Below are 23310 nucleotides of genomic sequence, written 5' to 3'. Positions count from 1 at the left end.
TTTTGTTCACAACACAACGAAAAATGACAACGGTAAGGAGCCGTGACAGAAGATGGCAGGAAACTCAATTGGACAGGTATTTCGCGTAACAACGTTTGGTGAATCTCACGGTATCGCGTTGGGCTGTATTGTTGACGGCGTGCCGCCGGGCATTCCCCTCACCGAAGCTGATTTGCAACACGATCTCGATCGCCGCCGCCCAGGGACTTCCCGTTACACCACGCAACGTCGTGAGCCGGATCAGGTGAAAATTCTCTCCGGTGTCTTTGAAGGAGTGACGACGGGAACCAGCATTGGTTTACTGATTGAAAATACCGATCAGCGTTCGCAGGATTACAGCGCTATCAAAGACGTGTTCCGTCCGGGGCATGCGGATTACACCTATGAACAAAAATACGGCGTGCGCGATTATCGTGGCGGTGGCCGTTCTTCGGCGCGTGAAACCGCTATGCGCGTTGCCGCAGGTGCCATCGCTAAAAAATATCTGGCGCATAAATACGGTATTACCATCCGTGGTTGCCTGACGCAGATGGGCGATGTGCCGCTGGAAATCAAAGATTGGGATCAGGTTGAACAGAACCCGTTCTTCTGCCCGGATCCGGACAAAATCGAAACGCTTGATGAACTGATGCGCGCGCTGAAAAAAGAGGGCGACTCCATCGGGGCGAAAGTGACCGTGGTGGCAGATAACGTCCCGCCGGGTCTTGGCGAGCCGGTGTTTGACCGCTTAGATGCGGATATCGCCCACGCGCTGATGAGCATCAATGCGGTGAAAGGGGTGGAAATCGGCGAAGGCTTTGGTGTGGTTAACCTGCGCGGCAGCCAAAACCGTGACGAAATCACCAAAGAGGGTTTCCAGAGCAATCACGCAGGCGGCATTTTGGGCGGCATCAGTAGCGGCCAGCAAATTGTGGCGAATATGGCGCTGAAACCGACATCCAGCATTATGGTTCCGGGGCGCACCATCAATCGCGAAGGCGAAGAAGTGGAGATGGTGACCCGTGGTCGCCACGATCCTTGCGTGGGTATTCGTGCGGTACCGATCGCCGAAGCCATGTTAGCGATTGTTTTGATGGATCACATGCTGCGCCAGCGTGCTCAAAATGCTGACGTTAATTGTTCTTTGCCGCGCTGGTAATGCGATGAAAAAAATGCTCGTGGGGCTGCTGGCACTGCTGGTCAGCGCCACAACTTTTGCGGCAACGCCGTGGCAGAAAATTAGCCATCCGATTGCCGGTAGCCCGCAATCCATCGGCGCATTTTCTAACGGCTGCATTGTGGGAGCCCATGCGTTACCGCTCAACGATCCTCGCTATCAAGTCATGCGTCAGGATCAACGTCGCTATTTCGGTCATCCGGATTTAGTGATGTTTATCCAGCGCTTGAGCAACCAGACAACGCAGCTCGGTTTGGGAACATTGCTGATTGGCGATATGGGGATGGCGGCCGGCGGGCGTTTTAACTCAGGCCACGCCAGCCACCAAAGCGGTCTGGACGTTGATATTTTCCTGCAACTTCCTAAAGCGCGCTGGACCTCGGCGCAGTTGCTTAAACCGCAAGCGCTGGATTTAGTCGCCAGCGACAATCAGCATGTGGTTCCGCGCCTGTGGCAACCGGAAATCAGCAGCCTGATTAAACTCGCGGCGAAAGACAACGATGTAACGCGCATCTTCGTCAATCCGGCGATTAAGCAACAGCTTTGTCTGGATGCCGGGGCTGACCGCGACTGGCTGCGTAAAGTTCGCCCGTGGTTTGCCCATCGGGCGCATATGCATGTTCGCCTGCGTTGCCCGGCAGATAGCCTTGAGTGCGAAGATCAGCCTTTACCGCCGCCAGGCGATGGCTGTGGTGCCGAATTGCAAAGTTGGTTTGCGCCGCCACCGCCGGGAAGTAGCGCGCCGAAAAAGAAAACGCCACCGCCTTTACCCGCCTCTTGTCAGGCATTGTTGGATAATCACGAACTCTGACGGATAAGTTCATGGAATGGTTTATGGTTTCACCCCTGATGCTGGTGGCGCTGTTTTTTGTCGCTCTGCTTGCGGGATTTATTGATTCACTGGCGGGTGGCGGTGGTTTGATCACCATACCCGCGTTATTAGCGACGGGAATGTCACCTGCGCATGCTTTAGCAACCAATAAACTTCAGGCATGTGGTGGCTCGGTCTCCTCCTCGCTCTATTTTATTCGCCGAAAAGTGGTGAGCCTGAAAGATCAGAAACTGAATATTCTGATGACGTTTATTGGCTCAACGAGCGGGGCTTTGCTGGTTCAGTTTGTAAAATCAGACGTATTGCGCCAAATCCTGCCGCTGCTGGTGATCTGTATTGGGCTGTACTTTTTATTGATGCCAAAACTGGGTGAAGAGGATCGGCAGCGTCGTTTATATGGCTTGCCTTTTGCCCTGGTGGCCGGTGGCTGTGTTGGTTTTTACGACGGCTTCTTTGGCCCAGGTGCCGGTTCTTTTTATGCGCTGGCGTTTGTTACGCTTTGCGGCTTTAACCTCGCCAAATCGACCGCGCACGCCAAAGTCTTAAACGCCACGTCTAACCTGGGCGGTTTACTGCTGTTTATTATTGGCGGGAAAGTGATTTGGGGAACCGGCTTTGTGATGATGGCCGGGCAGTTTTTAGGGGCGCGAATGGGCTCGCGCCTTGTGTTGAGTAAAGGGCAAAAACTGATCCGTCCGATGATTGTAATCGTGTCGGCGGTGATGAGTGCCAAACTCATATTTGATAGCCACGGAACGGAGATCCTCCATTGGTTGGGGGTAGCTTAATATGACTACAGCGACGATGACGACAGAACACCATTATCAAGACCTTATCGATATTTTCGATAACTGCTTTAAAGACGAATTTAATACACGTCTGATTAAAGGCGACGACGAACCGATCTATCTTCCAGCAGACGAAGAGCTGCCGTATAACCGTATCGTTTTCGCTCATGGTTTTTATGCCAGCGGAATTCATGAGATTTCCCACTGGTGCATCGCCGGGGCTGAACGCCGCAAGCTGGTGGACTTCGGTTACTGGTATTGCCCGGACGGGCGCGATGCGCAAACGCAGTGCCAGTTCGAAGATGTGGAAGTGAAACCTCAGGCGCTGGACTGGCTGTTCTGCGTGGCGGCGAATTTTCCGTTCAACGTTAGCTGTGACAACCTGAGCGGTGATTTTGAACCAGACAGAGTTGTGTTCCAGCGCCGCGTTCACGCCCAGGTGATGATTTACCTGGAGCAGGGGATTCCTCCACGCCCGGCGCGCTTAATTGCCGCGCTACGTGATTTTTATAAAACGCCGCCGTTAACAGCAGACCTGTTCCCGTGGCCGGAAGATTTAAACTAAACACCTGCATATGAAGAGGAAGTACGATGATCGCGGAATTTGAAACACGCATTCTGGCGCTAATTGATGGAATGGTTGAGACGGCCAGTGATGATGAACTGTTTGCCAGCGGTTATCTGCGCGGCCATCTGACTCTGGCGGTAGCGGAGCTGGAGCACGGTGAAGATCATAGTCCAGATGCGCTGCATACTGCGGTGTCAAATGGCCTTGAAAAAGCGATTCAGGCCGGTGAGCTTTCCCCACGCGACCAGTCTTTAGTGCTGGGTATGTGGGATAATTTGTATCAGCAGGCGCAGTTTAAGTAGCGCTAATTTTCACCCTCGCTCTGTAGGGTGAGGGATTGATCGGAGTCCGGACCCCACCCCAACCCTCCCCTGGCAAGGGGAGGGAGCCGTAAACTCCTCCCCCTGGCAAGGGGGAGGTTGGGAGGGGGTCAGTGCGTCCGGAGCCGGACTATTTCACTTCTCTCCCTTTCAATAACTTCCGCACCCAGAACCGATTTGGACTCAACGCAGCCAGCGTTTCACTATCCATTGGAATCGGCTCATCGCTCATTTGTGCCGCCAGAATCTCCGCCGCCAATGGGGCGCTGCACAAACCTCGTGAACCCAGCCCTGCAAGCATAAACAGATTCGGATAAACCGGTGCGGTTTGGGCGTTATCGTGGTTTTCTACAAGCGTAGCGTAAGTTTCAAGCGTTGCCTCATAGCGGGGGACACTCCCGATAATTGGCAAGTGGTCGCGTGTTGCACAGCGTACGCCACAACGTGCTTCACCTGCTGACACGTCCACCTCGTGCGGCCAGGACATTTCCGGCAGGCAGTTAATTAAACGCTGACGGTTGTAGTGCTGATCCTCATCGTTATAACGCATATTTTCGACGCCACGCTGGTAACTTGCCCCGATACAATGATGCTGATTATTGGGGTTTTGCGGCGTCAAATAACCGTCGTAACACAGGACCTGGCGCAGTTTTGCAAGAGAGGGGCTGGTTGGGATATGGCTGACCTGACCGCCCACCGCAGACACCGGTAATTTCTCTGTTTGCGTGAATTTATTAATTTTATAGCCGTTGGCTAAAACCACCGCCGCGTGTTGTTTCGGAGCGTGTTCAGTAAACGATAATTCCCACGCCTGCGGCGTCTGGATGAGCGTTTCCACACAATGTTGATAATGCGTTTTTAGCCCCATTTTCTCCGCAAGCGCTAAAGCGCCCGCAGTCAGTTGCGCCGGACACAGCCAGCCACCGAGGGGGTAAGTTGCACCTCCGTGACCCGTTTCTACGCCGCATTGTTCCGCAACCGTTTCGGCATTTACGGCGTGAGCGAGTAGCTCAGGGAATTCAAGGCTCAGCATTTGATCGATTTTATGTTGGCTCTTTTCATCCCAGCCCAACTGCGTCACCCCGCACCAGTCATGATCAAACTCCACGGGCAATGTGTCGTATACGCGACGGGCGAAAGTAAATGCGGTGCTGAAAAAGTTTGTTAACGTGGTGCTGTGGGTATTGAGCAATGGGTAAAGCGCGCCCTGACGGTTGCCGGAAGCGCCAAGGGCAGGGGCGCTGTCTTCGCAGTAAAGCGTAACTTGCCAGCCACGACGCAGTAAAGCGAGTGAAAGCAGGGCGCTGGCAACGCCGCCGCCCACAATGGCAACCTCTTTTTCTTGCGCGCCACTGCGGGCGTACCACGGTGTGCGTGCCGGCGTTTCCAGCGCTTTTTCCATCACGCCCGTTAGCATTTCCCGCTTACGCCCAAAGCCTTTGCTTTTAGTCATTGTGAAACCAGCGTCAATCAGGCCACGGCGCACAAACCCGGCGCAGGTAAATGTCGCCAGAGTGCCGCCGGTACGGGCCAGTTTTGCCATTGCACTAAACAGTTGTGGCGTCCACATGTCCGGGTTTTTTGATGGGGCGAAACCATCAAGGAACCAGGCATCGACCTGATTATTTAAAGTGTCATCTAACTGCGGTATCAGTTCGTTAATATCCCCGAACCAGAGATCGAGCGTGATGCGTCCATCGGCCAGCAAAAGACGATGACAACCAGCCATCGGCAGCGGCCATTGCTGCTGCAATTGTGCTGCAAATTCTGCGAGTTCCGGCCAGTGTGCATGTGCGGCACTTAAATCTTTTGCAGTCAGTGGGAATTTTTCAAAACTAATAAAATGCAGGCGTTTGAGCGTGGCCTGCGGCTGATTTTTGCAAAAATCATCAAAGGCCTGCCATAAAGTCAAAAAGTTAAGGCCGGTACCGAAGCCGCTTTCTCCGACGACAAATAACGCCCGTTCGTGGGTTGCGAAACGCTCTGACAGACGATTTCCCCCAAGAAAGACATAACGAGTTTCCTCCAGTCCATTATCATTAGAGAAGTACACGTCATCGAACTCTCGGGATACAGGTGTACCCTCTTCATTGAAGTCCAGGTTGGCAGATTGTATAGGGGTGTGTTTCACGTAAGTTACTCGTCTGGCAGGCGGTGAAAGGATCATAACGATGTGTGCGAAGCGGCGCAAATTTCAGTCCATTTTGGCTGATCGGACTTGTTCGGCGTACAACTGTACGCTATTGTGCCTGTCGAAATCCTAAATAGTGCAGTGGAAGAGGTATTGAATGAAACGTGCAGTGATTACTGGTCTGGGCATTGTTTCCAGCATCGGTAACAACCAGCAGGAAGTCCTGGCATCTCTGCGTGAAGGTCGCCCGGGGATCACTTTCTCTCAAGAATTCAAAGATTCTGGAATGCGCAGCCACGTGTGGGGTAACGTTAAACTGGACACCACCGGCCTGATTGACCGTAAAGTGGTCCGTTTCATGAACGATGCCTCTGTCTATGCTTACCTGTCAATGCAGCAAGCGATTGAAGATGCTGGATTGAAAGAAGAAGTTTATCAAAGCAACCCTCGCGTGGGCCTGATTGCAGGTTCCGGTGGTTCTTCTAAATCTCAGGTGTTTGGTGCGGACGCAATGCGTAGCCCGCGCGGCCTGAAAGCGGTCGGTCCTTATGTTGTGACCAAAGCGATGGGTTCAGCGGTTTCCGCATGCCTCGCAACGCCGTTCAAAATTCACGGTGTGAACTACTCTATCAGCTCCGCCTGTGCGACTTCTGCGCACTGTATCGGTAACGCTGTTGAGCAAATTCAACTGGGCAAACAGGACATCGTATTTGCTGGCGGCGGCGAAGAGCTGTGCTGGGAAATGGCCTGTGAGTTCGACGCAATGGGCGCACTGTCTACCAAATACAACGAAACCCCGGACAAAGCGTCCCGTACCTATGACGCAAGCCGTGATGGTTTTGTTATCGCAGGTGGCGGCGGTATGGTTGTGGTTGAAGAACTGGAGCACGCTCTGGCTCGTGGCGCACACATCTACGCTGAAATCGTTGGCTACGGCGCAACGTCCGATGGCGCAGACATGGTTGCGCCATCAGGCGAAGGCGCAGTCCGTTGCATGAAGATGGCAATGCACGGCGTTGATACCCCAATCGACTACCTGAACACCCACGGGACGTCTACGCCGGTTGGCGATGTGAAAGAACTGGGCGCAATCAAAGAAGTGTTTGGTGATAACTCACCGGCAATGTCTGCGACTAAAGCGATGACCGGTCACTCTCTGGGTGCCGCTGGCGTTCAGGAAGCTATCTACTCTCTGCTGATGCTAGAGCACGGTTTTATCGCGCCAAGCATTAACATTGAAGAGCTGGATGAGCAGGCTGCAGGTCTGAACATCGTGACTGAAACGACCGAGCGTCAACTGAACACTGTTATGTCTAACAGCTTCGGTTTCGGTGGGACTAACGCCACGCTGGTAATGCGTAAAGTTAAAGCGTAATTCTTTAATACGCATGATTATTTCGAACGGGGTGCCTTAGGCGCCCCGTTTTTTTTGCTGGCCGCAATGATTGACAGCATCTATCCCTGAAGGCACTATTCTCGCCTCAACATTATCTTTCTGATAATGCGTAAGCGTTCAACGTCAACCAACGCACCCTTAATCTGAACGTTCAGAGGGAAGGGCGTGGTGGTTTCCTCGCCTTACTCTGCAAGAAAATGGAGTAAGCAGCATGTCTGCACTGATTGATTCTCAGCTCAAAAATAGCAAATCAGAAAATAAATCTTTATTCAGAATTACCTTCGCGGTGTTCCTCACCTATATGACCGTGGGCCTGCCGCTGCCGGTTATTCCGCTATTTGTTCACCAGCAACTCGGCTTCGGGAACACCATGGTAGGGGTTGCAGTCGGGATTCAGTTCCTCGCCACTGTTTTAACGCGCGGTTACGCAGGGCGGCTTGCCGACCAACAGGGGGCTAAGCGCTCGACGCTACAGGGAATGTGCGCCTGCGCATTTGCGGGTGTCGCCTATCTGTTGGCGGCCTTACTACCTGTTGATGCCATGGCGAAATTCGGCCTGTTAATTGTCGGGCGTTTAATTCTGGGTTTTGGTGAAAGCCAACTGTTGACCGGAAATCTTACCTGGGGTCTGGGTTTAGTTGGCCCTGCGCGTTCCGGCAAAGTGATGTCCTGGACGGGGATGGCTATTTATGGCGCTTTAGCCGCGGGCGCGCCGCTAGGTCTACTGCTTAATAGCCACTGGGGATTTGTCGCGCTGGGTGTTTCGACGATTGCGCTCCCGGTGGTGGCGTGGGCGTTTAACGGCGGGATTCGTGCCGTGCCTGCGCATAAAGGCGAGCGCCCGTCGCTGTTTGCTGTGATTGGCCTTATCTGGAAACCAGGTCTTGGCCTGGCGTTACAGGGGGTTGGCTTTGCGGTGATTGGCACTTTTGTTTCGCTCTATTTTGTCTCTAACGGATGGGCCTGGGCAGGCTTCACGCTTACCGCCTTTGGTGGTGCGTTTGTGCTGATGCGCGTGCTGTTTGGCTGGATGCCTGACAGGTTCGGCGGTGTTCGCGTGGCGCTTGTGTCACTGGCAATTGAAACGGTCGGGCTGGTTTTGCTGTGGCAGGCTCCGAGTGCGGGCGTTGCTTTGATCGGCGCGGCGTTAACCGGCTGCGGCTGTTCGCTGATCTTCCCGGCGCTGGGTGTAGAAGTCGTTAAACGTGTTCCGGCCCAGGTACGCGGCACGGCGCTGGGCGGCTATGCGGCATTTCAGGATATCTCTTACGGCGTTGCAGGCCCGCTGACCGGGCTGTTAGCCACTTCAATGGGTTACCCTTCGGTTTTCCTGGCGGGGGCGATTTCTGCGGGCGTGGGTATTGTTGTAACGCTTGTAGCTTTCCGGAAATAACAGCAGCCACCCGTAGTCGGGTGGCTTTTTGCTAAATGACTATCCACAACAAAATCATCACCACAATCAGCGCGATAAGCGCCATTCCTGGGCGGGCGCTGATCATCTTCATCGGTTCGATGAAGGGCGCCCAAAGTGGATTGACGATCGGCTGAATATTCTGCACTTCAAGCGTTGCGGGCTGACGCTCGGCCCGGCGCAAAAAGACCTGATTCAGAATATCCTGCACCTGCGCTGTGGTCAGCAGCGTTTGTGGCGTAGCCTGGAAACGCTGCTGTGAATAATCCGTAATCTCTTTCCACTCTGCGGGCTCAAGCGGCTGTTTTAGCGCAGCCTGGAGGGTGTGAAGAGTCGGCGTACTCTGCTGGCTCAACGTTTGACGCGCTTGTAGCCAGGTGGTCAGCAAAGTGAAATGCTTCGCCGGAATCAGCTCGCCGGTTTTTACCCCAGAAAGCTCAAGCATTGATTGCCAGATTAATTTCCCGGACTCACCCGTAGCGGCGGTCAGTTTCGCAACCTGTTTATTTAAAGCGTTATGTTCCGCAGGCAGCAGCGGGCGGTCGGTTGCCGGGCGTTGCTGCGGCTGCGGGATCGCCAACTGGTTGTTTTGCAATAACGTCAGAACGCTTTTTAATTGCTGGGGCGTGAGTTGGCTAAGCGCCGTCTGGCCGAACTGCTGGCGGATGTAATCGCTCACCGCCTGGCGATTATTCCCCTGTGGCAGAAGCTCGCTAAGTTGCTGAACAACCTGGCGCGTGGCGTGTGTATTTTGGGCGGCAGTCAGGCGCTGGCTAAGGTTTTGTTCAGCCGCCGGGAAGTGGCGCGATAATAGCGGCGCTTCACTTTTTAGCCCCAGATCGTGTTTTAATCCCGCCCACACCTCAGCGCTTTGCTGCTGGTTAAGCGCAATAATACGCGTGATCAAACGTTCCAGAACGGTACGTTGCTGAGTCGAAAGCGGAAATTCGCCGGCCGCAGATGGAGTGGAGGGTGGTTCCCCCGGAGGGCGAGCGCTTGCCCCCTGAATGGGTTGCATAATGTTAAATCCTTTGTCGATCCCAGGCTCAAGTATGCCAGGCCGCCAGATTATGGCACACTATCGGGCTTATTCTCGACGATTAACCGAACAGGTAGCTAACGTGAAAATCCTCGTTGACGAAAATATGCCCTATGCACGTGAATTGTTTAGCCGCTTAGGCGATGTTACCGCAGTGCCAGGGCGTCCAATTCCGGTATCTGAGCTTGCCGATGCTGAGGCATTAATGGTGCGCTCGGTCACCAAAGTGAATGCCGATTTGCTTGACGGCAAAGGGATCAAATTTGTGGGTACGGCAACGGCGGGCACTGACCACGTTGACGAAAACTATCTTGAGGCCGCGGGCATTGCTTTTTCAGCCGCCCCCGGTTGTAACGCTATCGCCGTTGTCGAGTACGTCTTTTCCTCGCTGTTGATGTTAGCTGAACGCGATGGCTTCAGGCTGACTGACCGCACGGTAGGCATTGTCGGCGTGGGTAATGTTGGCGCTCGCTTACAGGCGCGTCTCGAAGCCTTCGGCATTCGTACGCTGCTTTGCGATCCTCCGCGTGCCGATCGCGGTGACGAAGGGGATTTCGTTTCGCTTGAGCAACTGGTTCGCGAAGCCGATGTGCTGACCTTCCATACGCCACTGTTTAAAGACGGCCCGTATAAATCCCTGCATCTTGCTGATGAGAAACTGATTTCTGCCCTGAAGCCTGGCACTATTCTGATTAATGCCTGCCGTGGCCCGGTTGTCGACAACGCCGCGTTGTTGAAATGCCTGGAAAACGGTCAGGACTTGAGCGTCGTGCTGGACGTTTGGGAGCCAGAGCCAGAGCTCAACGTTGCGCTGCTCGATAGAGTCGATATTGGCACCCCTCACATCGCCGGTTACACGCTGGAAGGCAAAGCGCGTGGCACCACGCAAGTGTTTGAAGCCTTTAGCGAGTTTATTGGGCAACGCCAACAGGTGGCATTAGACACTTTGCTGCCTATTCCAGAATTTGGCCGCATTACTCTGCATGGCCCGCTCGATCAGCCGACACTCAAAAGACTAGTGCATCTGGTGTATGATGTGCGCCGCGACGATGCGCCGCTGCGTAAAGTGGCGGGGATTCCCGGTGAGTTTGATAAATTACGTAAAAATTATCAGGAACGTCGCGAATGGTCATCTTTGTATATCCAGTGTGATGATGAAGCGGCGGCGACTATGCTGCAAAAGCTAGGCTTTGGCGCCATCTTCCACGCGGTGCGTTAAACAATCCTTCTCATCTCTCCGGCGTGCTGCCGGGGAGATACTGCTATTTAAGTCTGGAGTAAACCAACATGTCTGAAGGCTGGAATATTGCCGTTTTAGGTGCCACGGGTGCCGTTGGCGCAGCTGTGATTGAACTGCTTGCCGAGCGCCAGTTCCCGGTTGGTGAATTGTATGCCCTGGCGCGTAATGAGAGCGCGGGTGAAAATATTCGTTATGAAGGCAAAACGGTGATGGTTCAGGATGCTGAATCATTCGACTGGACTCAGGTTCAGCTCGCCTTCTTCGTGGCAGGCGTTGAGGCCTCAGCGCGTTATGTTGAAGAAGCGACCAACGCCGGTTGCCTGGTTATCGACTCCAGCGGCCTGTTCGCCATGGAACACGATGTACCGCTCGTCGTACCGGATGTGAATCCATTCGTGCTGGGCGAATACCGCAATCGCAATCTGGTTGCCGTTGCTGACAGCCTGACAAGCCAGTTGTTAACCGCGTTGAAGCCGCTGATCGAGCAAGGTGGTTTATCGCGTATTCAGGTCACCAATTTACTGGCCGCTTCTGGCCGTGGCAAAAGTGCAGTAGATGCATTGGCCGGGCAGAGCGCGCGTTTGCTTAACGGTTTGCCTATCGAAGAAGAAGACCTGTTTGGCCGCCAGTTAGCGTTCAACATGCTGCCGCTGGTGCCGGATGCGGAAGGTAGCATTCCTGCTGCACGCCGCCTGGTGAACGAAGTGCGTAAAGTATTGCAGGATGAAGGTGTGATGATTTCTGCAAGCATGGTTCAGGCTCCGGTGTTCTACGGGCACGCGCAAATGGTTAACTTCGAAGCGATGCGCCCGCTGGCGGCAGAAGAAGCCCGCGACGCATTTGGTCAGTTTGAAGATATTGAGCTTTCAGAAGAAGGGCAGTTCCCGACGCAGGTTTCTGATGCCTCCGGCAGCGCACATCTTTCTATCGGCTGTATCCACAATGACTATGGTATGCCGGAGCAGATTCAATTCTGGTCTGTTGCCGATAACGTTCGTTTCGGCGGCGCGCTGATGGCTGTGAAAACCGCAGAAAAATTAGTGCAGGAGTATATGTACTAATGTCCGACGAGTTGCTTCAAACCCCGATCCACAAGATTGCTCTGGGCATTGAATACGACGGCAGTAAATATTACGGCTGGCAGCGCCAGAACGAAGTCCGTAGCGTGCAGGAGAAGCTTGAAAAAGCGCTCTCTAAAGTAGCAGATGAGCCAATCAACGTGTTCTGCGCCGGGCGTACCGACGCAGGCGTTCACGCTACAGGCCAGGTCGTGCATTTCGAAACGCGCATGGATCGTAAAGATGCGGCCTGGACGCTTGGCGTAAATGCGAATTTACCTGGCGACATCGCTGTGCGTTGGGTTAAAAATGTGCCGGATGATTTTCACGCCCGCTTTAGCGCGACGGCGCGCCGCTACCGTTATGTCATTTATAACCAGCGCCTGCGCCCGGCGGTGATGTCCCAAGGCGTCACGCATTTTTATCATCCACTGGATGCCGACCGTATGCACCGCGCTGCGCAATGCTTGCTGGGCGAGAACGATTTTACCTCGTTCCGCGCCGTGCAATGCCAGTCACGCACGCCGTGGCGTAACCTGATGCACATCAACGTTACGCGTTACGGGGCTTATGTGGTGGTGGATATTAAAGCCAATGCGTTTGTGCACCACATGGTTCGAAATATTGTTGGCAGCCTGATGGAAATCGGCTGTGGCAATCAGGCTGAAAACTGGATGGCTGAGCTGCTGGCGGCGAAAGATCGTAAGCTTGCCGCCGCGACCGGGAAAGCAGAAGGCTTGTATTTAGTCTCCGTCGATTACCCTGAACATTTTGCGTTGCCTAAACCCCCGATGGGGCCTCTTTTTTTGGCAGACTGACGCCAGTCGAGAAAGGTAGATAACTATGGAATTTATCCGCTTTATTATTGATTTTATTCTGCACATTGATGTGCATTTAGCGGAGTTGGTCGCGCAGTATGGTGTCTGGGTTTATGCCATTCTGTTTTTGATTCTGTTTTGCGAAACAGGCCTGGTGGTGACGCCGTTCCTGCCGGGTGATTCATTGCTGTTCGTTGCGGGCGCGCTTGCCGCGTTGCCAACTAACGATCTGAATGTTCATACCATGGTTATTTTAATGGTGATCGCCGCGATTGTCGGCGACGCGGTGAACTACACTATTGGGCGGTTATTCGGCGAGAAACTGTTCAGCAACCCGAACTCAAAAATCTTCCGTCGCAGTTATCTTGATAAAACCCACGCTTTTTACGAGCGTCACGGTGGAAAAACGATTATCCTCGCGCGCTTCGTACCGATTGTGCGAACCTTCGCACCGTTTGTCGCAGGGATGGGGCACATGTCCTATCGTCATTTTGCGATGTATAACGTTGCCGGTGCGTTGCTGTGGGTGTTGTTGTTCACCTACGCAGGTTATCTGTTCGGCGATTTACCGATCGTGCAGGAAAACCTGAAATTACTGATTGTGGCGATTATTGTGCTGTCGGTATTGCCGGGCGTGGTTGAGATTATTCGCCACAAACGTGCAGCCAAACGCCTGCAAAAGTAACCCCATCGCGCGGTTCGACCACTTTTTTATCCAAAGTCGCGGGCCGTTATGTTTTAATGAGCACCATTTATGGTCTGGGGCAGGTCACACTGCCACAGAAAAACTGGCATCGACCAGGTTCAAGCAGAAAGGTCATCAATGAGCTGGATTGAACGAATTCTCAATAAGAGCAATATTACCCCTACCCGTAAGGCGAGCATCCCTGAAGGGGTTTGGACTAAATGCGATAGCTGCGGCCAGGTTCTGTACCGCGCCGAACTGGAACGCAATCTTGAAGTCTGCCCAAAATGCGATCACCACATGCGCATGTCCGCGCGCGATCGCCTGCACAGCCTGTTAGATGAAGGCTCGCTGTTTGAGCTGGGTAGTGAGCTTGAGCCAAAAGATATTCTCAAGTTTAAAGACTCCAAAAAATACAAAGATCGTCTGGCAACGGCCCAGAAAGAAACCGGTGAGAAAGACGCGCTGGTGGTAATGAAAGGCACGCTCTATAACATGCCTGTTGTTGCAGTTGCCTTTGAGTTTGCCTTTATGGGCGGTTCTATGGGTTCTGTTGTCGGCGCGCGTTTTGTTCGTGCCGTTGAGCAGGCTCTGGAAGATAACTGCCCGCTGATCTGCTTCTCCGCTTCCGGTGGCGCACGTATGCAAGAAGCGCTGATGTCGCTGATGCAGATGGCGAAAACCAGTGCGGCGCTGGCAAAAATGCAAGAACGCGGTCTGCCATACATTTCAGTTCTGACTGACCCAACCATGGGCGGCGTTTCTGCAAGTTTCGCGATGCTTGGCGATCTGAACATTGCTGAGCCAAAAGCGTTGATCGGCTTTGCGGGCCCGCGTGTTATTGAACAGACCGTTCGTGAAAAACTGCCGCCGGGCTTCCAGCGCAGTGAATTCTTGATCGAAAAAGGCGCGATCGACATGATCGTTCGCCGTCCAGAAATGCGCCTGAAACTGGCAAGCGTTCTGGCAAAACTGACAAATCAGCCAGCGCCGAATCCGGAAGCGCCGCGTGAACCGATTGTGGTTCCGGCAGCACCGGAAGAAGGTCACGAGGCCTGATTGTTAACAAGGGCAGGCCGAACAGGTCCTGCCCTTTTTCTTGAACCGTAGCTTGAAAAGTAGATAGAGCGGGCATCATGGAAAAAACGCAAATCCCTCAAGCCACGTCGCCCCTGGCCACGTGGCTTTGTTATCTGGAAAATCTCCATTCTAAAACCATCGAGCTTGGTCTTGAGCGCGTGAAAAAAGTTGCCGCCACGCTTGATGTGCTGAAACCTGCGCCGACGGTGTTTACCGTTGCGGGAACCAACGGTAAAGGCACGACGTGCCGCACGTTGGAAATGGTGTTGATGGCGGCGGGTTACAGCGTGGGTGTTTACAGCTCCCCCCATTTACTGCGCTACACCGAGCGCGTGCGCGTGCAGGGTGAAGAGCTGGATGAAGCGTACCACACAGCCGCTTTCGCTCAGATTGAAGCCGCGCGGGGCGAAACCTCACTGACCTATTTCGAATACAGTACGCTTTCGGCTTTGCTGCTGTTTAAGCAACTGGCAGTAGATGTGGTTATCCTTGAAGTGGGTTTAGGCGGGCGACTGGACGCAACCAATATTGTTGATGCAGATGTCGCAGTTGTAACCAGCATTGCACTTGACCACACCGACTGGCTCGGGCCTGACCGCGAAAGCATCGGGCGTGAGAAAGCGGGCGTATTCCGTGGCGGAAAACCAGCCGTGGTGGGCGAGCCTGATATGCCACAGACCATTGCGGATGTGGCGGCTGAAAAAGGCGCTCAACTGCTGCGCCGTGATGTCGACTGGTCCTGGCACGCCGATGAGACTAGCTGGAGTTTTAAAGATGCTCAGGGCGAACTCAAGGGGCTTCCACTGCCGTTAGTGCCCCAGCCAAATGCCGCGACGGCTCTGGCCGCACTGCGTGCAAGCCAGCTAAATGTCAGCAATGGCGCTATTATTCAAGGGATTAAAGAGGCAACGCTGCCGGGCCGATTCCAGGTTATTTCGCAGGCTCCACTGGTGATTCTTGATGTAGCCCATAACCCGCATGCGGCGGCCTACCTGGCGGGGCGCCTGGCGCAGTTACCGAAACGTGGGCGCGTGCTGGCGGTTATCGGCATGCTGCATGACAAAGATATCGCCGGTACGCTGGCCTGTTTGTCGCCTCAGGTTGATAGCTGGTATTGTGCCCCTCTGGAAGGGCCGCGTGGAGCCACTGCTGAACAGTTGATTGAACATCTGGGGCAGGGTGAAGTCTACGACAGTGTGGCCCAGGCTTGGGCTGGCGCAATGCAGGCAGCAACAGACAATGATACCGTGCTGGTATGTGGTTCATTTCACACAGTAGCCCACGTAATGGAAGCGCTGGACGCGGAGAGAGCAGGTGGCGAGTAAGTTTCAAAATCGATTAGTCGGAACCATTATTCTGGTCGCTCTGGGGGTCATTATCCTGCCAGGCATCCTTGATGGTCAGAAAAAGCATTATCAGGATGAATTTGCCGCCATTCCTCTGGTGCCTAAGCCGGGTGATACCGATGAACCGGATATGCTGCCTGCGGCGACGCAGGCGCTGCCTTCGCAGCCGCCGGAAGGGGCCGCCGAAGAGGTGAGAGCAGGTGCGGCCGCAGCGCCAGGGCTTGATATCGCTTCGCTACCGAGTGACGGCGGGGCAGGTATTGATGAAGTTCCGGTCACCCGCGATCAGCCTAAGCCTAAACCGGTCGTTGAGAAGGCAAAGCCGAAGCCTGCTGAAAAGCCGCTGAGCAAAGCAGAAAGGGATCAAACCGAAGAACGCCTGGCGATGATGAACGAAGAACCGCCTGAGCCAGAAAAACCGGTGAAGCAGGATACGCCAGACAAAGCCCCGACCGGGCAAGCCTACGTTGTGCAACTCGGTGCGTTGAAAAATGCCGACAAAGTGAATGAAATTGTTGGTAAACTTCGCGCTTCCGGGTTCCGGGCTTACACGTCACCGTCGACACCTGTGCAGGGGAAAATTACCCGCATTCTGGTCGGGCCGGATGCTTCAAAAGACAAACTCAAATCATCTCTTAGCGAGCTGAATTCGATTTCCGGTCTGAATGGTGTGGTGATGAATTATACGGCGCGCTAAAGCGTGTTCGTAGTGGTTTTTGTAGGGCGGATAAGCGAAGCGTCATCTGCCATAAAGCGGTAATTTGGTGGGCGGCACGTGGGCTTAACCACCTTACAACTTCCAGCAAAAGCCGGTAACAACAGGCAATTTTTTAATGGCGTTGAGCATTTTTTCAACGCCATTATTTATTTACGCGAGGGAAGGAAATCCCTACGCAAACGTTTTCTTTTTCTGTTAGAATGCGCCCCGAACTGGACGTCAGGGCGATTTGTCGTGGGATTTGTTCATGGTCTGGATAGATTACGCCATTATTGCAGTCATCGGCTTTTCGGCTCTGATTAGTGTTATTCGTGGGTTTGTGCGTGAAGCGTTATCGCTGGTAACCTGGGGCTGTGCTTTCTTTGTCGCCAGTCATTACTACACTTACCTGTCAGTCTGGTTCACTGGCTTTGAAGACGAACTGGTACGTAATGGAATAGCTATCGCGATACTGTTTATCGCGACACTCATCGTCGGTGCGATTGTCAATTATGTGATTAGCGCGCTGGTGGAGAAAACCGGCCTGTCGGGTACAGACAGGGTGTTGGGGATCTGTTTTGGTGCTTTACGTGGAGCGCTGATCGTCGCCGCCATTCTGTTCTTTCTTGATACGTTCACTGGTTTTTCGAAGAGTGACGACTGGCAAAAGTCGCAGCTTATCCCACAATTCAGTTTCATCATCAGATGGTTCTTTGACTATCTGCAAAGCTCGTCAAGTTTCTTACCCCGGCCATAAGGCGGGGGCTCGTGGCTTAATGAGGAAAAGACAACATGTGCGGTATTGTCGGTATCGCCGGTTTTATGCCGGTAAACCAGTCTATCTATGACGCGTTAACGGTGCTTCAGCATCGTGGGCAGGATGCCGCGGGCATCGTCACCATTGATGCTTTAAATTGTTTTCGTCTGCGTAAAGCCAATGGGCTGGTGAGCGATGTATTTGGTGCCATTCACATGCAGCGCTTGCAGGGAAATATGGGTATCGGCCATGTGCGTTACCCTACAGCAGGAAGTTCCAGTGCTTCTGAAGCCCAGCCTTTCTATGTTAACTCCCCATACGGCATTACCCTTGCACACAACGGTAACCTGACGAACGCTCACGAGCTGCGCCAGAAGCTGTTCGAAGAAAAACGTCGTCACATTAACACCACCTCCGACTCTGAAATCCTGCTCAATATTTTCGCCAGCGAGCTGGATAACTTCCGCAACTATCCGCTGGAAGCCGACAACATTTTTGCCGCTATCGCTGCAACCAACCGTCAAATTCGTGGTGCATATGCCTGCGTGGCCATGATTATCGGTCACGGTATGGTGGCCTTCCGCGACCCGAACGGCATCCGTCCGCTGGTGATGGGGAAACGCGATTTAGGTGATGGCCGTACCGAATATATGGTCGCTTCCGAAAGTGTTGCTCTTGATACGCTGGGCTTTGAATTCCTGCGTGATATCGCACCAGGCGAAGCGGTGTACATCACCGAAAAAGGGCAGTTGTTCACCCGCCAGTGTGCTGATAACCCAACCAGCAATCCTTGCCTGTTTGAGTATGTCTACTTTGCACGCCCGGACTCTTTCATCGACAAAATTTCCGTTTACAGCGCGCGCGTTGAGATGGGTAAAAAGCTCGGTGAGAAAATTGCTCGCGAGTGGGAAGATTTGGATATTGACGTGGTTATCCCGATTCCAGAAACCTCCTGCGATATCGCGCTGGAAATCGCCCGTATTCTTGATAAGCCTTATCGTCAGGGCTTCGTGAAGAACCGCTACGTTGGTCGTACCTTTATCATGCCAGGCCAGCAACTGCGTCGTAAGTCTGTGCGCCGTAAGCTCAATGCGAACCGCGCTGAGTTCCGCGATAAAAACGTTCTGCTGGTGGATGACTCCATCGTACGCGGCACCACGTCCGAGCAGATTATTGAGATGGCGCGTGAAGCCGGAGCGAAAAAAGTATATCTCGCATCTGCGGCACCAGAAATCCGTTTCCCGAACGTGTATGGCATTGATATGCCAAGCGCTAACGAACTGATTGCTCACGGTCGTGAAGTTGACGAGATCCGCCAGTTAATCGGTGCCGACGGTTTGATCTTCCAGAATCTGGACGATCTGATTGAAGCGGTGCGCGTTGAGAATCCGGACATTACGCAGTTTGAGTGCTCGGTGTTTAACGGCGTGTATGTCACCAAAGATGTGGATCACGAATACCTTGAGTATCTTGAATCCCTGCGTAATGACGATTCGAAAGCGATTCAGCGTCAAAACGAAGTGGAAAATTTAGAGATGCATAACGAGGGGTAAAACTATCCTCGCGCGACCCCCTCCCAGCCTCCCCCTTACCAGATCCTCCCCTGGAAAGGGGAGGGCTGGGGTGGTGTCCGGGTTTTCTCCCTTAACCGTGAGATGAGGGCGTCCACTCCTTGCATCCCCGCCCATCTTGCGGCAAAGTCAGCCCAGATAAACTCCTTGGGCGAACGTCAATATGAAACGGTTAATTGTTGGGATTTCAGGTGCCAGTGGCGCAATTTATGGCGTGCGACTGCTTCAGGTGCTGCAACAATTACCCGATGTCGAAACGCATCTCATCATGAGCAACGCGGCTCGCCAGACCCTTGGGTTGGAAACAGATTTTTCCCTGCGTGAAGTGCAAGCTCTGGCGGATGTGGTTCACGATGCCCGTGATATCGCCGCCAGCCTCTCCTCAGGCTCTTTTAAGACGCATGGCATGGTCATATTGCCCTGCTCAATCAAAACGCTCTCTGGCATTGTTCACAGCTATACAGACGGCCTGCTCACGCGTGCGGCAGATGTGGTACTCAAAGAGCGTCGTCCGCTGGTGCTTTGTGTGCGTGAAACGCCGCTGCATCTCGGGCATTTGCGCCTGATGACGCAGGCGGCTGAACTTGGGGCGGTAATCATGCCGCCAATGCCTGCGTTTTATCATCGCCCGCAAAGCGTGCAGGATATTATCGACCAGACGGTAAACCGCGTGCTCGATCAGTTTGATATTGAGCTGCCGGAAGACTTGTTCACGCGCTGGAACGGGGCATAGCCGTTGCGCCAGTGTGGTGCATCACAAAACCTTTCGCCTCATAATGGGGCGATTTTGTAACCTCGATCACTTCCAGAACATTTATCCCCTATTTTCCACCATTAATGTTTTTCCCTCACACCAGACCTGCTATCTTTCAATTCTGCGACAGTGTTGTAACTTTTTTTTAACATGAAACCATGCACTTTCTTTCACGCAGGAAAAAGTGGCATGGGAACTGCAACTCTGCTTCGCAGCACTAAACAAACACAACACGACATTACACATAATAAGATCAGTAAACTTGAGGGTTATCTATGAAGAAGCAGGTTCTCGCTCTGTCATTGCTGCTCGGGTTATCCAGCACCGTTTATGCAGCAATCCCGCAGACCGTTCGTATTGGTACGGACGCCACCTATGCGCCTTTCTCTTCTAAAGATGCGAAAGGGGACTTTGTCGGTTTTGATATCGATATCGGGAATGAACTTTGTAAGCGCATTAACACCAAGTGTACGTGGGTTGGGCTCGACTTTGACTCACTGATCCCTTCTTTGAAAGCGAAGAAAATCGACGCGATCATCTCCTCCCTCTCTATCACCGAAAAACGCCAGCAGGAAATTGCTTTCTCAGAAAAACTTTATGCGGCTGATTCCCGTCTGATCGCCAGCAAAGGCTCACCGATTCAGCCAACAATTGATTCCCTGAAAGGCAAACATGTGGGTGTTTTGCAGGGATCGACTCAGGAAGCCTTTGCTAACGCGCAATGGCATCCAAAAGGGATCGACGTTGTGGCTTATGCTAACCAGGATCTGATTTATTCTGACCTGGCTGCGGGCCGCCTTGACGCTGCATTTCAGGACGAAGTTGCCGCGAGCGAAGGGTTCCTGAAACAACCTGCCGGAAAAGAGTTTGCCTTTGCGGGACCTTCTGTAAAAAACAAACAGTATTTTGGCGATGGCACCGGGATTGGCATGCGTAAAGACGATGCTGAGCTGAAAGCGGCCTTCGACAAAGCACTGGCAGAAATGCGTAAAGACGGCACTTACGACAAATTTGCTAAGAAGTACTTCGATTTTAATGTTTACGGTGAATAACATTATCCCTTAGTCTGTAGCCCGGCTGCACTTTAGTGCCGCCGGGCTGAATAGAATTGCAAACTAACCCAGGTCATTACGCACTTTAATGGTGCAATTTTTTGCTGATGCACAAAAAAAGTGTATCGTTTGCATCTCGTTGGTGCAGCGTGTTTTTGAATGAAACTGATGCGCATTTTTAGCGCGCCAACGTACTGAAAAACGTTATCAACACATGCATAAATTGGCATGGAAAGTGCAATTTTATCCGGTTAAAAAGCAATCGCGCATAAAAACAGTCTTTTCGAGGGTAATTATGAACAAGCAGATCATCGCTCTTTCTTTGGTGCTGGCATTTTCCAGCGTTTCTACAGCTTTCGCCGCTATTCCTAAAAATTTACGTATCGGTACCGATCCTACTTACGCCCCGTTTGAGTCGAAAAATGCCCAAGGGGAATTAGTGGGTTTTGACATCGATCTGGCAAAAGAACTCTGCAAACGCATCGAAACAAACTGTACGTTTGTGGAAAACCCACTGGATGCGCTGATCCCTTCCCTGAAAGCGAAAAAAATCGACGCAATTATGTCGTCTCTTTCCATCACTGAAAAACGTCAGCAAGAGATCGCCTTCACCGACAAACTGTACGCAGCCGATTCTCGTTTAGTGGTCGCCAAAGGCTCAACGATTGAGCCCACCCTTCAATCTCTGAAAGGTAAGCGTATCGGCGTTCTGCAGGGCACCACGCAAGAGACTTATGGTAATGAGCATTGGGCGCCTAAAGGCATTGAAATTGTCTCTTATCAGGGTCAGGACTCAATCTACGCTGACCTGACGGCTGGCCGTATTGACGCTGCATTCCAGGATGAAGTCGCGGCCAGCGAAGGTTTCCTGAAACAACCTGTCGGCAAAGATTATCAGTTCGGCGGCCCATCCATTAAAGATGACAAATTGTTTGGCGTCGGCACCGGAATGGGGCTGCGTAAAGATGACAATGAGCTGCGTGAAGCGCTGAATAAAGCGTTTGCTGAAATGCGCAAAGACGGAACTTACGAGAAGTTAGCGAAGAAGTACTTCGACTTTGATGTTTACGGTGGTTAACAGTGTTGTAGGGTGGATAAGCGTAAGCGCCATCCACTGATAATACAAACGATGGCGGGTGACACGTGCTTACCCGCCCTACGTTGATACCGTTTGTGCAGACACTGACGACAGGATACGCACCATGCTGTACGGTTTTTCTGAAGTGATTTTTAAAGGGGCGCTCGTCACGCTGGAACTGGCGTTAAGCTCCGTTATCCTCTCGGTGATTATTGGCCTGGCAGGCGCTGGCGCAAAGCTATCCAAAAATCGCCCGCTAGCGATGCTGTTTGAAGGTTACACCACGCTGATTCGTGGCGTGCCGGATCTCGTGCTGATGCTGCTGATTTTTTATGGTCTGCAAATGGCGCTCAACGTGTTAACGGATTCGCTGGGAATGGCGCAGTTTGATATCGACCCGATGGTTGCGGGTATCATCACGCTCGGTTTTATCTACGGTGCCTACTTTACCGAAACCTTCCGCGGCGCGTTTCTCACTGTGCCGAAAGGGCATATTGAAGCGGCTACCGCTTTTGGCTTTACGGGCTCGCAAACCTTCCGCCGCATTCTCTTTCCTGCAATGATGCGTTTCGCGCTCCCGGGGATTGGTAATAACTGGCAGGTTATTTTAAAAGCCACGGCGCTCGTTTCTTTGTTAGGTCTTGAAGATGTGGTGAAAGCCACGCAGTTGGCCGGGAAAAGCACCTGGCAGCCATTCTACTTCGCGATTGTTGCAGGGATTATTTATCTGTTCTTTACCACGGTATCGAACGGGGTACTGCTTTGGCTTGAACGTCGCTATTCCGTAGGCGTGAAGAGGGCCGAGCTATGATTGATATCGTTCAGGAATACTGGAAAGCGTTGCTGTGGACTGACGGCTATCGCTTTACCGGCGTGGCTATCACGCTGTGGCTGCTGATTTCATCGGTGGTGATGGGCGGGATTCTGGCGCTGTTTCTGGCTATTGGCCGCGTGTCGAGCAACAAATTTATCGCGTTTCCTATCTGGCTCTTTACCTACATTTTCCGTGGTACGCCGCTGTATGTGCAGTTGCTGGTGTTCTACTCCGGCATGTATACGCTGGAAGTGGTTAAAGGCACGGTTCTGCTAAATGAGTTTTTCCGCAGCGGCCTGAACTGCACCGTGTTGGCGTTGACGCTAAACACCTGCGCCTATACCACCGAAATTTTTGCCGGGGCGATTCGTTCAGTCCCACATGGCGAAATTGAAGCCGCGCGCGCCTATGGGTTCTCACGCGTTAAAATGTATCGCTGCATTATTTTGCCTTCGGCGCTGCGTATTGCGCTGCCAGCGTACAGCAATGAAGTGATTTTAATGCTGCACTCTACCGCGCTGGCCTTTACCGCCACCGTGCCGGATCTGCTGAAAATCGCCCGCGATATTAACTCCGCGACCTACCAGCCATTTACCGCGTTTGGTATCGCTGCGGTGTTATACCTGTGTATTTCTTATGTGCTGATTAGATTGTTCCGCAAGGCGGAGCAACGCTGGTTGCAGCATATTAAACCAAGCTCAACGCATTGAGTGTTCAAT

23 protein-coding genes are annotated in these 23310 nt (G+C 52.8%); 21 read left to right on the top strand and 2 right to left on the bottom strand.

Features of this window, described 5'->3' with window-relative positions:
- The first annotated feature begins 52 nt into the window (after positions 1-52).
- From aroC to AB1E22_RS03400, 5 genes are read left to right on the top strand one after another with little or no spacing between them, the layout of a single operon-like run.
- On the top strand, positions 53-1138 hold the full coding sequence (gene aroC, locus AB1E22_RS03420) for a chorismate synthase (RefSeq protein WP_367594091.1): 1086 nt from the start codon (positions 53-55) through the stop codon (positions 1136-1138).
- Between the two features lie 4 nt (positions 1139-1142).
- Positions 1143-1967, top strand: coding sequence for a penicillin-insensitive murein endopeptidase (gene mepA / locus AB1E22_RS03415; RefSeq protein WP_367594090.1), 825 nt, complete (start codon positions 1143-1145; stop codon positions 1965-1967).
- An 11-nt stretch (positions 1968-1978) separates the two neighbouring features.
- Positions 1979-2776, top strand: a complete 798-nt coding sequence (locus AB1E22_RS03410; protein WP_367594089.1) for a sulfite exporter TauE/SafE family protein — start codon at positions 1979-1981, stop codon at positions 2774-2776.
- A 16-nt stretch (positions 2777-2792) separates the two neighbouring features.
- Positions 2793-3341: an elongation factor P hydroxylase gene (locus AB1E22_RS03405; protein WP_367597316.1), complete on the top strand. Its 549-nt coding sequence runs from the start codon at positions 2793-2795 to the stop codon at positions 3339-3341.
- 26 nt (positions 3342-3367) lie between these two features.
- Complete coding sequence (locus tag AB1E22_RS03400; RefSeq protein ID WP_367594088.1) at positions 3368-3646, top strand: YfcL family protein; 279 nt, start codon at positions 3368-3370, stop codon at positions 3644-3646.
- A gap of 148 nt (positions 3647-3794) precedes the next feature.
- Here the strand turns inward: AB1E22_RS03400 and mnmC are convergent, their stop codons facing one another.
- The gene (mnmC, locus tag AB1E22_RS03395; RefSeq protein WP_367594087.1) at positions 3795-5795 is read right to left on the bottom strand and encodes a bifunctional tRNA (5-methylaminomethyl-2-thiouridine)(34)-methyltransferase MnmD/FAD-dependent 5-carboxymethylaminomethyl-2-thiouridine(34) oxidoreductase MnmC; all 2001 of its coding nucleotides are present in this window, start codon (positions 5793-5795) and stop codon (positions 3795-3797) included.
- 157 nt (positions 5796-5952) lie between these two features.
- Between mnmC and fabB the strand changes: the two genes are divergently transcribed.
- Positions 5953-7170 carry a beta-ketoacyl-ACP synthase I gene (gene fabB, locus AB1E22_RS03390; RefSeq protein ID WP_367594086.1) on the top strand — a complete coding sequence of 406 codons (1218 nt, stop codon included), beginning with the start codon at positions 5953-5955 and terminating at the stop codon, positions 7168-7170.
- A gap of 232 nt (positions 7171-7402) precedes the next feature.
- Positions 7403-8584, top strand: coding sequence for an MFS transporter (locus AB1E22_RS03385; protein ID WP_367594085.1), 1182 nt, complete (start codon positions 7403-7405; stop codon positions 8582-8584).
- Between the two features lie 31 nt (positions 8585-8615).
- Here AB1E22_RS03385 and flk read toward each other — a convergent pair whose 3' ends face one another.
- Entirely contained in the window at positions 8616-9620 is a 1005-nt protein-coding gene (gene flk, locus AB1E22_RS03380; RefSeq protein WP_367594084.1) for a flagella biosynthesis regulator Flk, read from the bottom strand.
- A 103-nt stretch (positions 9621-9723) separates the two neighbouring features.
- Here flk and pdxB point away from each other — a divergent pair, with 103 nt between their 5' ends.
- The 14 genes from pdxB to AB1E22_RS03310 all read left to right on the top strand — a co-directional run bounded on the left by pdxB (position 9724) and on the right by AB1E22_RS03310 (position 23301).
- Positions 9724-10860, top strand: a complete 1137-nt coding sequence (gene pdxB / locus AB1E22_RS03375) for a 4-phosphoerythronate dehydrogenase PdxB (protein WP_367597315.1) — start codon at positions 9724-9726, stop codon at positions 10858-10860.
- Between the two features lie 68 nt (positions 10861-10928).
- Positions 10929-11942, top strand: coding sequence for an aspartate-semialdehyde dehydrogenase (locus AB1E22_RS03370; RefSeq protein WP_367594083.1), 1014 nt, complete (start codon positions 10929-10931; stop codon positions 11940-11942).
- Positions 11942-12757: a tRNA pseudouridine(38-40) synthase TruA gene (gene truA, locus AB1E22_RS03365; RefSeq protein WP_367594082.1), complete on the top strand. Its 816-nt coding sequence runs from the start codon at positions 11942-11944 to the stop codon at positions 12755-12757. Before AB1E22_RS03370 ends, truA begins: the two co-directional genes overlap by 1 nt.
- A gap of 25 nt (positions 12758-12782) precedes the next feature.
- Entirely contained in the window at positions 12783-13442 is a 660-nt protein-coding gene (locus tag AB1E22_RS03360; protein ID WP_139881865.1) for a DedA family protein, read from the top strand.
- 138 nt (positions 13443-13580) lie between these two features.
- A complete protein-coding gene (gene accD, locus AB1E22_RS03355; RefSeq protein ID WP_367594081.1) occupies positions 13581-14501 on the top strand; it encodes an acetyl-CoA carboxylase, carboxyltransferase subunit beta in 921 nt (306 codons plus the stop codon).
- 77 nt (positions 14502-14578) lie between these two features.
- Positions 14579-15847 (top strand): bifunctional tetrahydrofolate synthase/dihydrofolate synthase, encoded by a 1269-nt coding sequence (gene folC / locus AB1E22_RS03350; RefSeq protein ID WP_367594080.1) that lies wholly within the window; start codon positions 14579-14581, stop codon positions 15845-15847.
- Entirely contained in the window at positions 15837-16565 is a 729-nt protein-coding gene (gene dedD, locus AB1E22_RS03345; RefSeq protein ID WP_367594079.1) for a cell division protein DedD, read from the top strand. Before folC ends, dedD begins: the two co-directional genes overlap by 11 nt.
- Positions 16566-16833: 268 nt before the next feature.
- A complete protein-coding gene (gene cvpA / locus AB1E22_RS03340; protein WP_034458856.1) occupies positions 16834-17322 on the top strand; it encodes a colicin V production protein in 489 nt (162 codons plus the stop codon).
- A 35-nt stretch (positions 17323-17357) separates the two neighbouring features.
- Complete coding sequence (gene purF, locus AB1E22_RS03335; protein WP_367594078.1) at positions 17358-18875, top strand: amidophosphoribosyltransferase; 1518 nt, start codon at positions 17358-17360, stop codon at positions 18873-18875.
- A gap of 181 nt (positions 18876-19056) precedes the next feature.
- The gene (locus tag AB1E22_RS03330) at positions 19057-19626 is read left to right on the top strand and encodes a UbiX family flavin prenyltransferase (RefSeq protein ID WP_367594077.1); all 570 of its coding nucleotides are present in this window, start codon (positions 19057-19059) and stop codon (positions 19624-19626) included.
- A gap of 296 nt (positions 19627-19922) precedes the next feature.
- Positions 19923-20699, top strand: coding sequence for a lysine/arginine/ornithine ABC transporter substrate-binding protein ArgT (gene argT, locus AB1E22_RS03325; protein WP_367594076.1), 777 nt, complete (start codon positions 19923-19925; stop codon positions 20697-20699).
- 295 nt (positions 20700-20994) lie between these two features.
- Entirely contained in the window at positions 20995-21777 is a 783-nt protein-coding gene (hisJ, locus tag AB1E22_RS03320; RefSeq protein WP_367594075.1) for a histidine ABC transporter substrate-binding protein HisJ, read from the top strand.
- Between the two features lie 124 nt (positions 21778-21901).
- Positions 21902-22588 carry a histidine ABC transporter permease HisQ gene (locus AB1E22_RS03315; RefSeq protein ID WP_367597314.1) on the top strand — a complete coding sequence of 229 codons (687 nt, stop codon included), beginning with the start codon at positions 21902-21904 and terminating at the stop codon, positions 22586-22588.
- Positions 22585-23301 carry an ABC transporter permease gene (locus AB1E22_RS03310; RefSeq protein WP_367594074.1) on the top strand — a complete coding sequence of 239 codons (717 nt, stop codon included), beginning with the start codon at positions 22585-22587 and terminating at the stop codon, positions 23299-23301. Before AB1E22_RS03315 ends, AB1E22_RS03310 begins: the two co-directional genes overlap by 4 nt.
- The last annotated feature ends 9 nt before the right edge of the window (positions 23302-23310 follow it).

This window comes from Buttiauxella gaviniae, assembly GCF_040786275.1.
GTDB lineage: Bacteria > Pseudomonadota > Gammaproteobacteria > Enterobacterales > Enterobacteriaceae > Buttiauxella > Buttiauxella gaviniae_A.
Note: the sequence above shows the minus strand (reverse complement) of the source record. Positions and strands in the feature narration are given on the sequence as shown.

Excerpts from the sequence above, each read along its gene's own strand:
- fabB (WP_367594086.1), top strand. The coding sequence starts at position 5,953 with ATGAAACGTGCAGTGATTACTGGTCTGGGCATTGTTTCCAGCATCGGT.
- AB1E22_RS03370 (WP_367594083.1), top strand. The coding sequence starts at position 10,929 with ATGTCTGAAGGCTGGAATATTGCCGTTTTAGGTGCCACGGGTGCCGTT.
- truA (WP_367594082.1), top strand. The coding sequence starts at position 11,942 with ATGTCCGACGAGTTGCTTCAAACCCCGATCCACAAGATTGCTCTGGGC.
- AB1E22_RS03330 (WP_367594077.1), top strand. The coding sequence starts at position 19,057 with ATGAAACGGTTAATTGTTGGGATTTCAGGTGCCAGTGGCGCAATTTAT.
- flk (WP_367594084.1), bottom strand. The coding sequence starts at position 9,620 with ATGCAACCCATTCAGGGGGCAAGCGCTCGCCCTCCGGGGGAACCACCC.
- aroC (WP_367594091.1), top strand. The coding sequence starts at position 53 with ATGGCAGGAAACTCAATTGGACAGGTATTTCGCGTAACAACGTTTGGT.
- folC (WP_367594080.1), top strand. The coding sequence starts at position 14,579 with ATGGAAAAAACGCAAATCCCTCAAGCCACGTCGCCCCTGGCCACGTGG.
- AB1E22_RS03410 (WP_367594089.1), top strand. The coding sequence starts at position 1,979 with ATGGAATGGTTTATGGTTTCACCCCTGATGCTGGTGGCGCTGTTTTTT.
- AB1E22_RS03315 (WP_367597314.1), top strand. The coding sequence starts at position 21,902 with ATGCTGTACGGTTTTTCTGAAGTGATTTTTAAAGGGGCGCTCGTCACG.
- hisJ (WP_367594075.1), top strand. The coding sequence starts at position 20,995 with ATGAACAAGCAGATCATCGCTCTTTCTTTGGTGCTGGCATTTTCCAGC.
- AB1E22_RS03310 (WP_367594074.1), top strand. The coding sequence starts at position 22,585 with ATGATTGATATCGTTCAGGAATACTGGAAAGCGTTGCTGTGGACTGAC.
- AB1E22_RS03385 (WP_367594085.1), top strand. The coding sequence starts at position 7,403 with ATGTCTGCACTGATTGATTCTCAGCTCAAAAATAGCAAATCAGAAAAT.
- AB1E22_RS03405 (WP_367597316.1), top strand. The coding sequence starts at position 2,793 with ATGACGACAGAACACCATTATCAAGACCTTATCGATATTTTCGATAAC.
- argT (WP_367594076.1), top strand. The coding sequence starts at position 19,923 with ATGAAGAAGCAGGTTCTCGCTCTGTCATTGCTGCTCGGGTTATCCAGC.
- cvpA (WP_034458856.1), top strand. The coding sequence starts at position 16,834 with ATGGTCTGGATAGATTACGCCATTATTGCAGTCATCGGCTTTTCGGCT.
- mepA (WP_367594090.1), top strand. The coding sequence starts at position 1,143 with ATGAAAAAAATGCTCGTGGGGCTGCTGGCACTGCTGGTCAGCGCCACA.
- AB1E22_RS03360 (WP_139881865.1), top strand. The coding sequence starts at position 12,783 with ATGGAATTTATCCGCTTTATTATTGATTTTATTCTGCACATTGATGTG.
- AB1E22_RS03400 (WP_367594088.1), top strand. The coding sequence starts at position 3,368 with ATGATCGCGGAATTTGAAACACGCATTCTGGCGCTAATTGATGGAATG.
- accD (WP_367594081.1), top strand. The coding sequence starts at position 13,581 with ATGAGCTGGATTGAACGAATTCTCAATAAGAGCAATATTACCCCTACC.
- purF (WP_367594078.1), top strand. The coding sequence starts at position 17,358 with ATGTGCGGTATTGTCGGTATCGCCGGTTTTATGCCGGTAAACCAGTCT.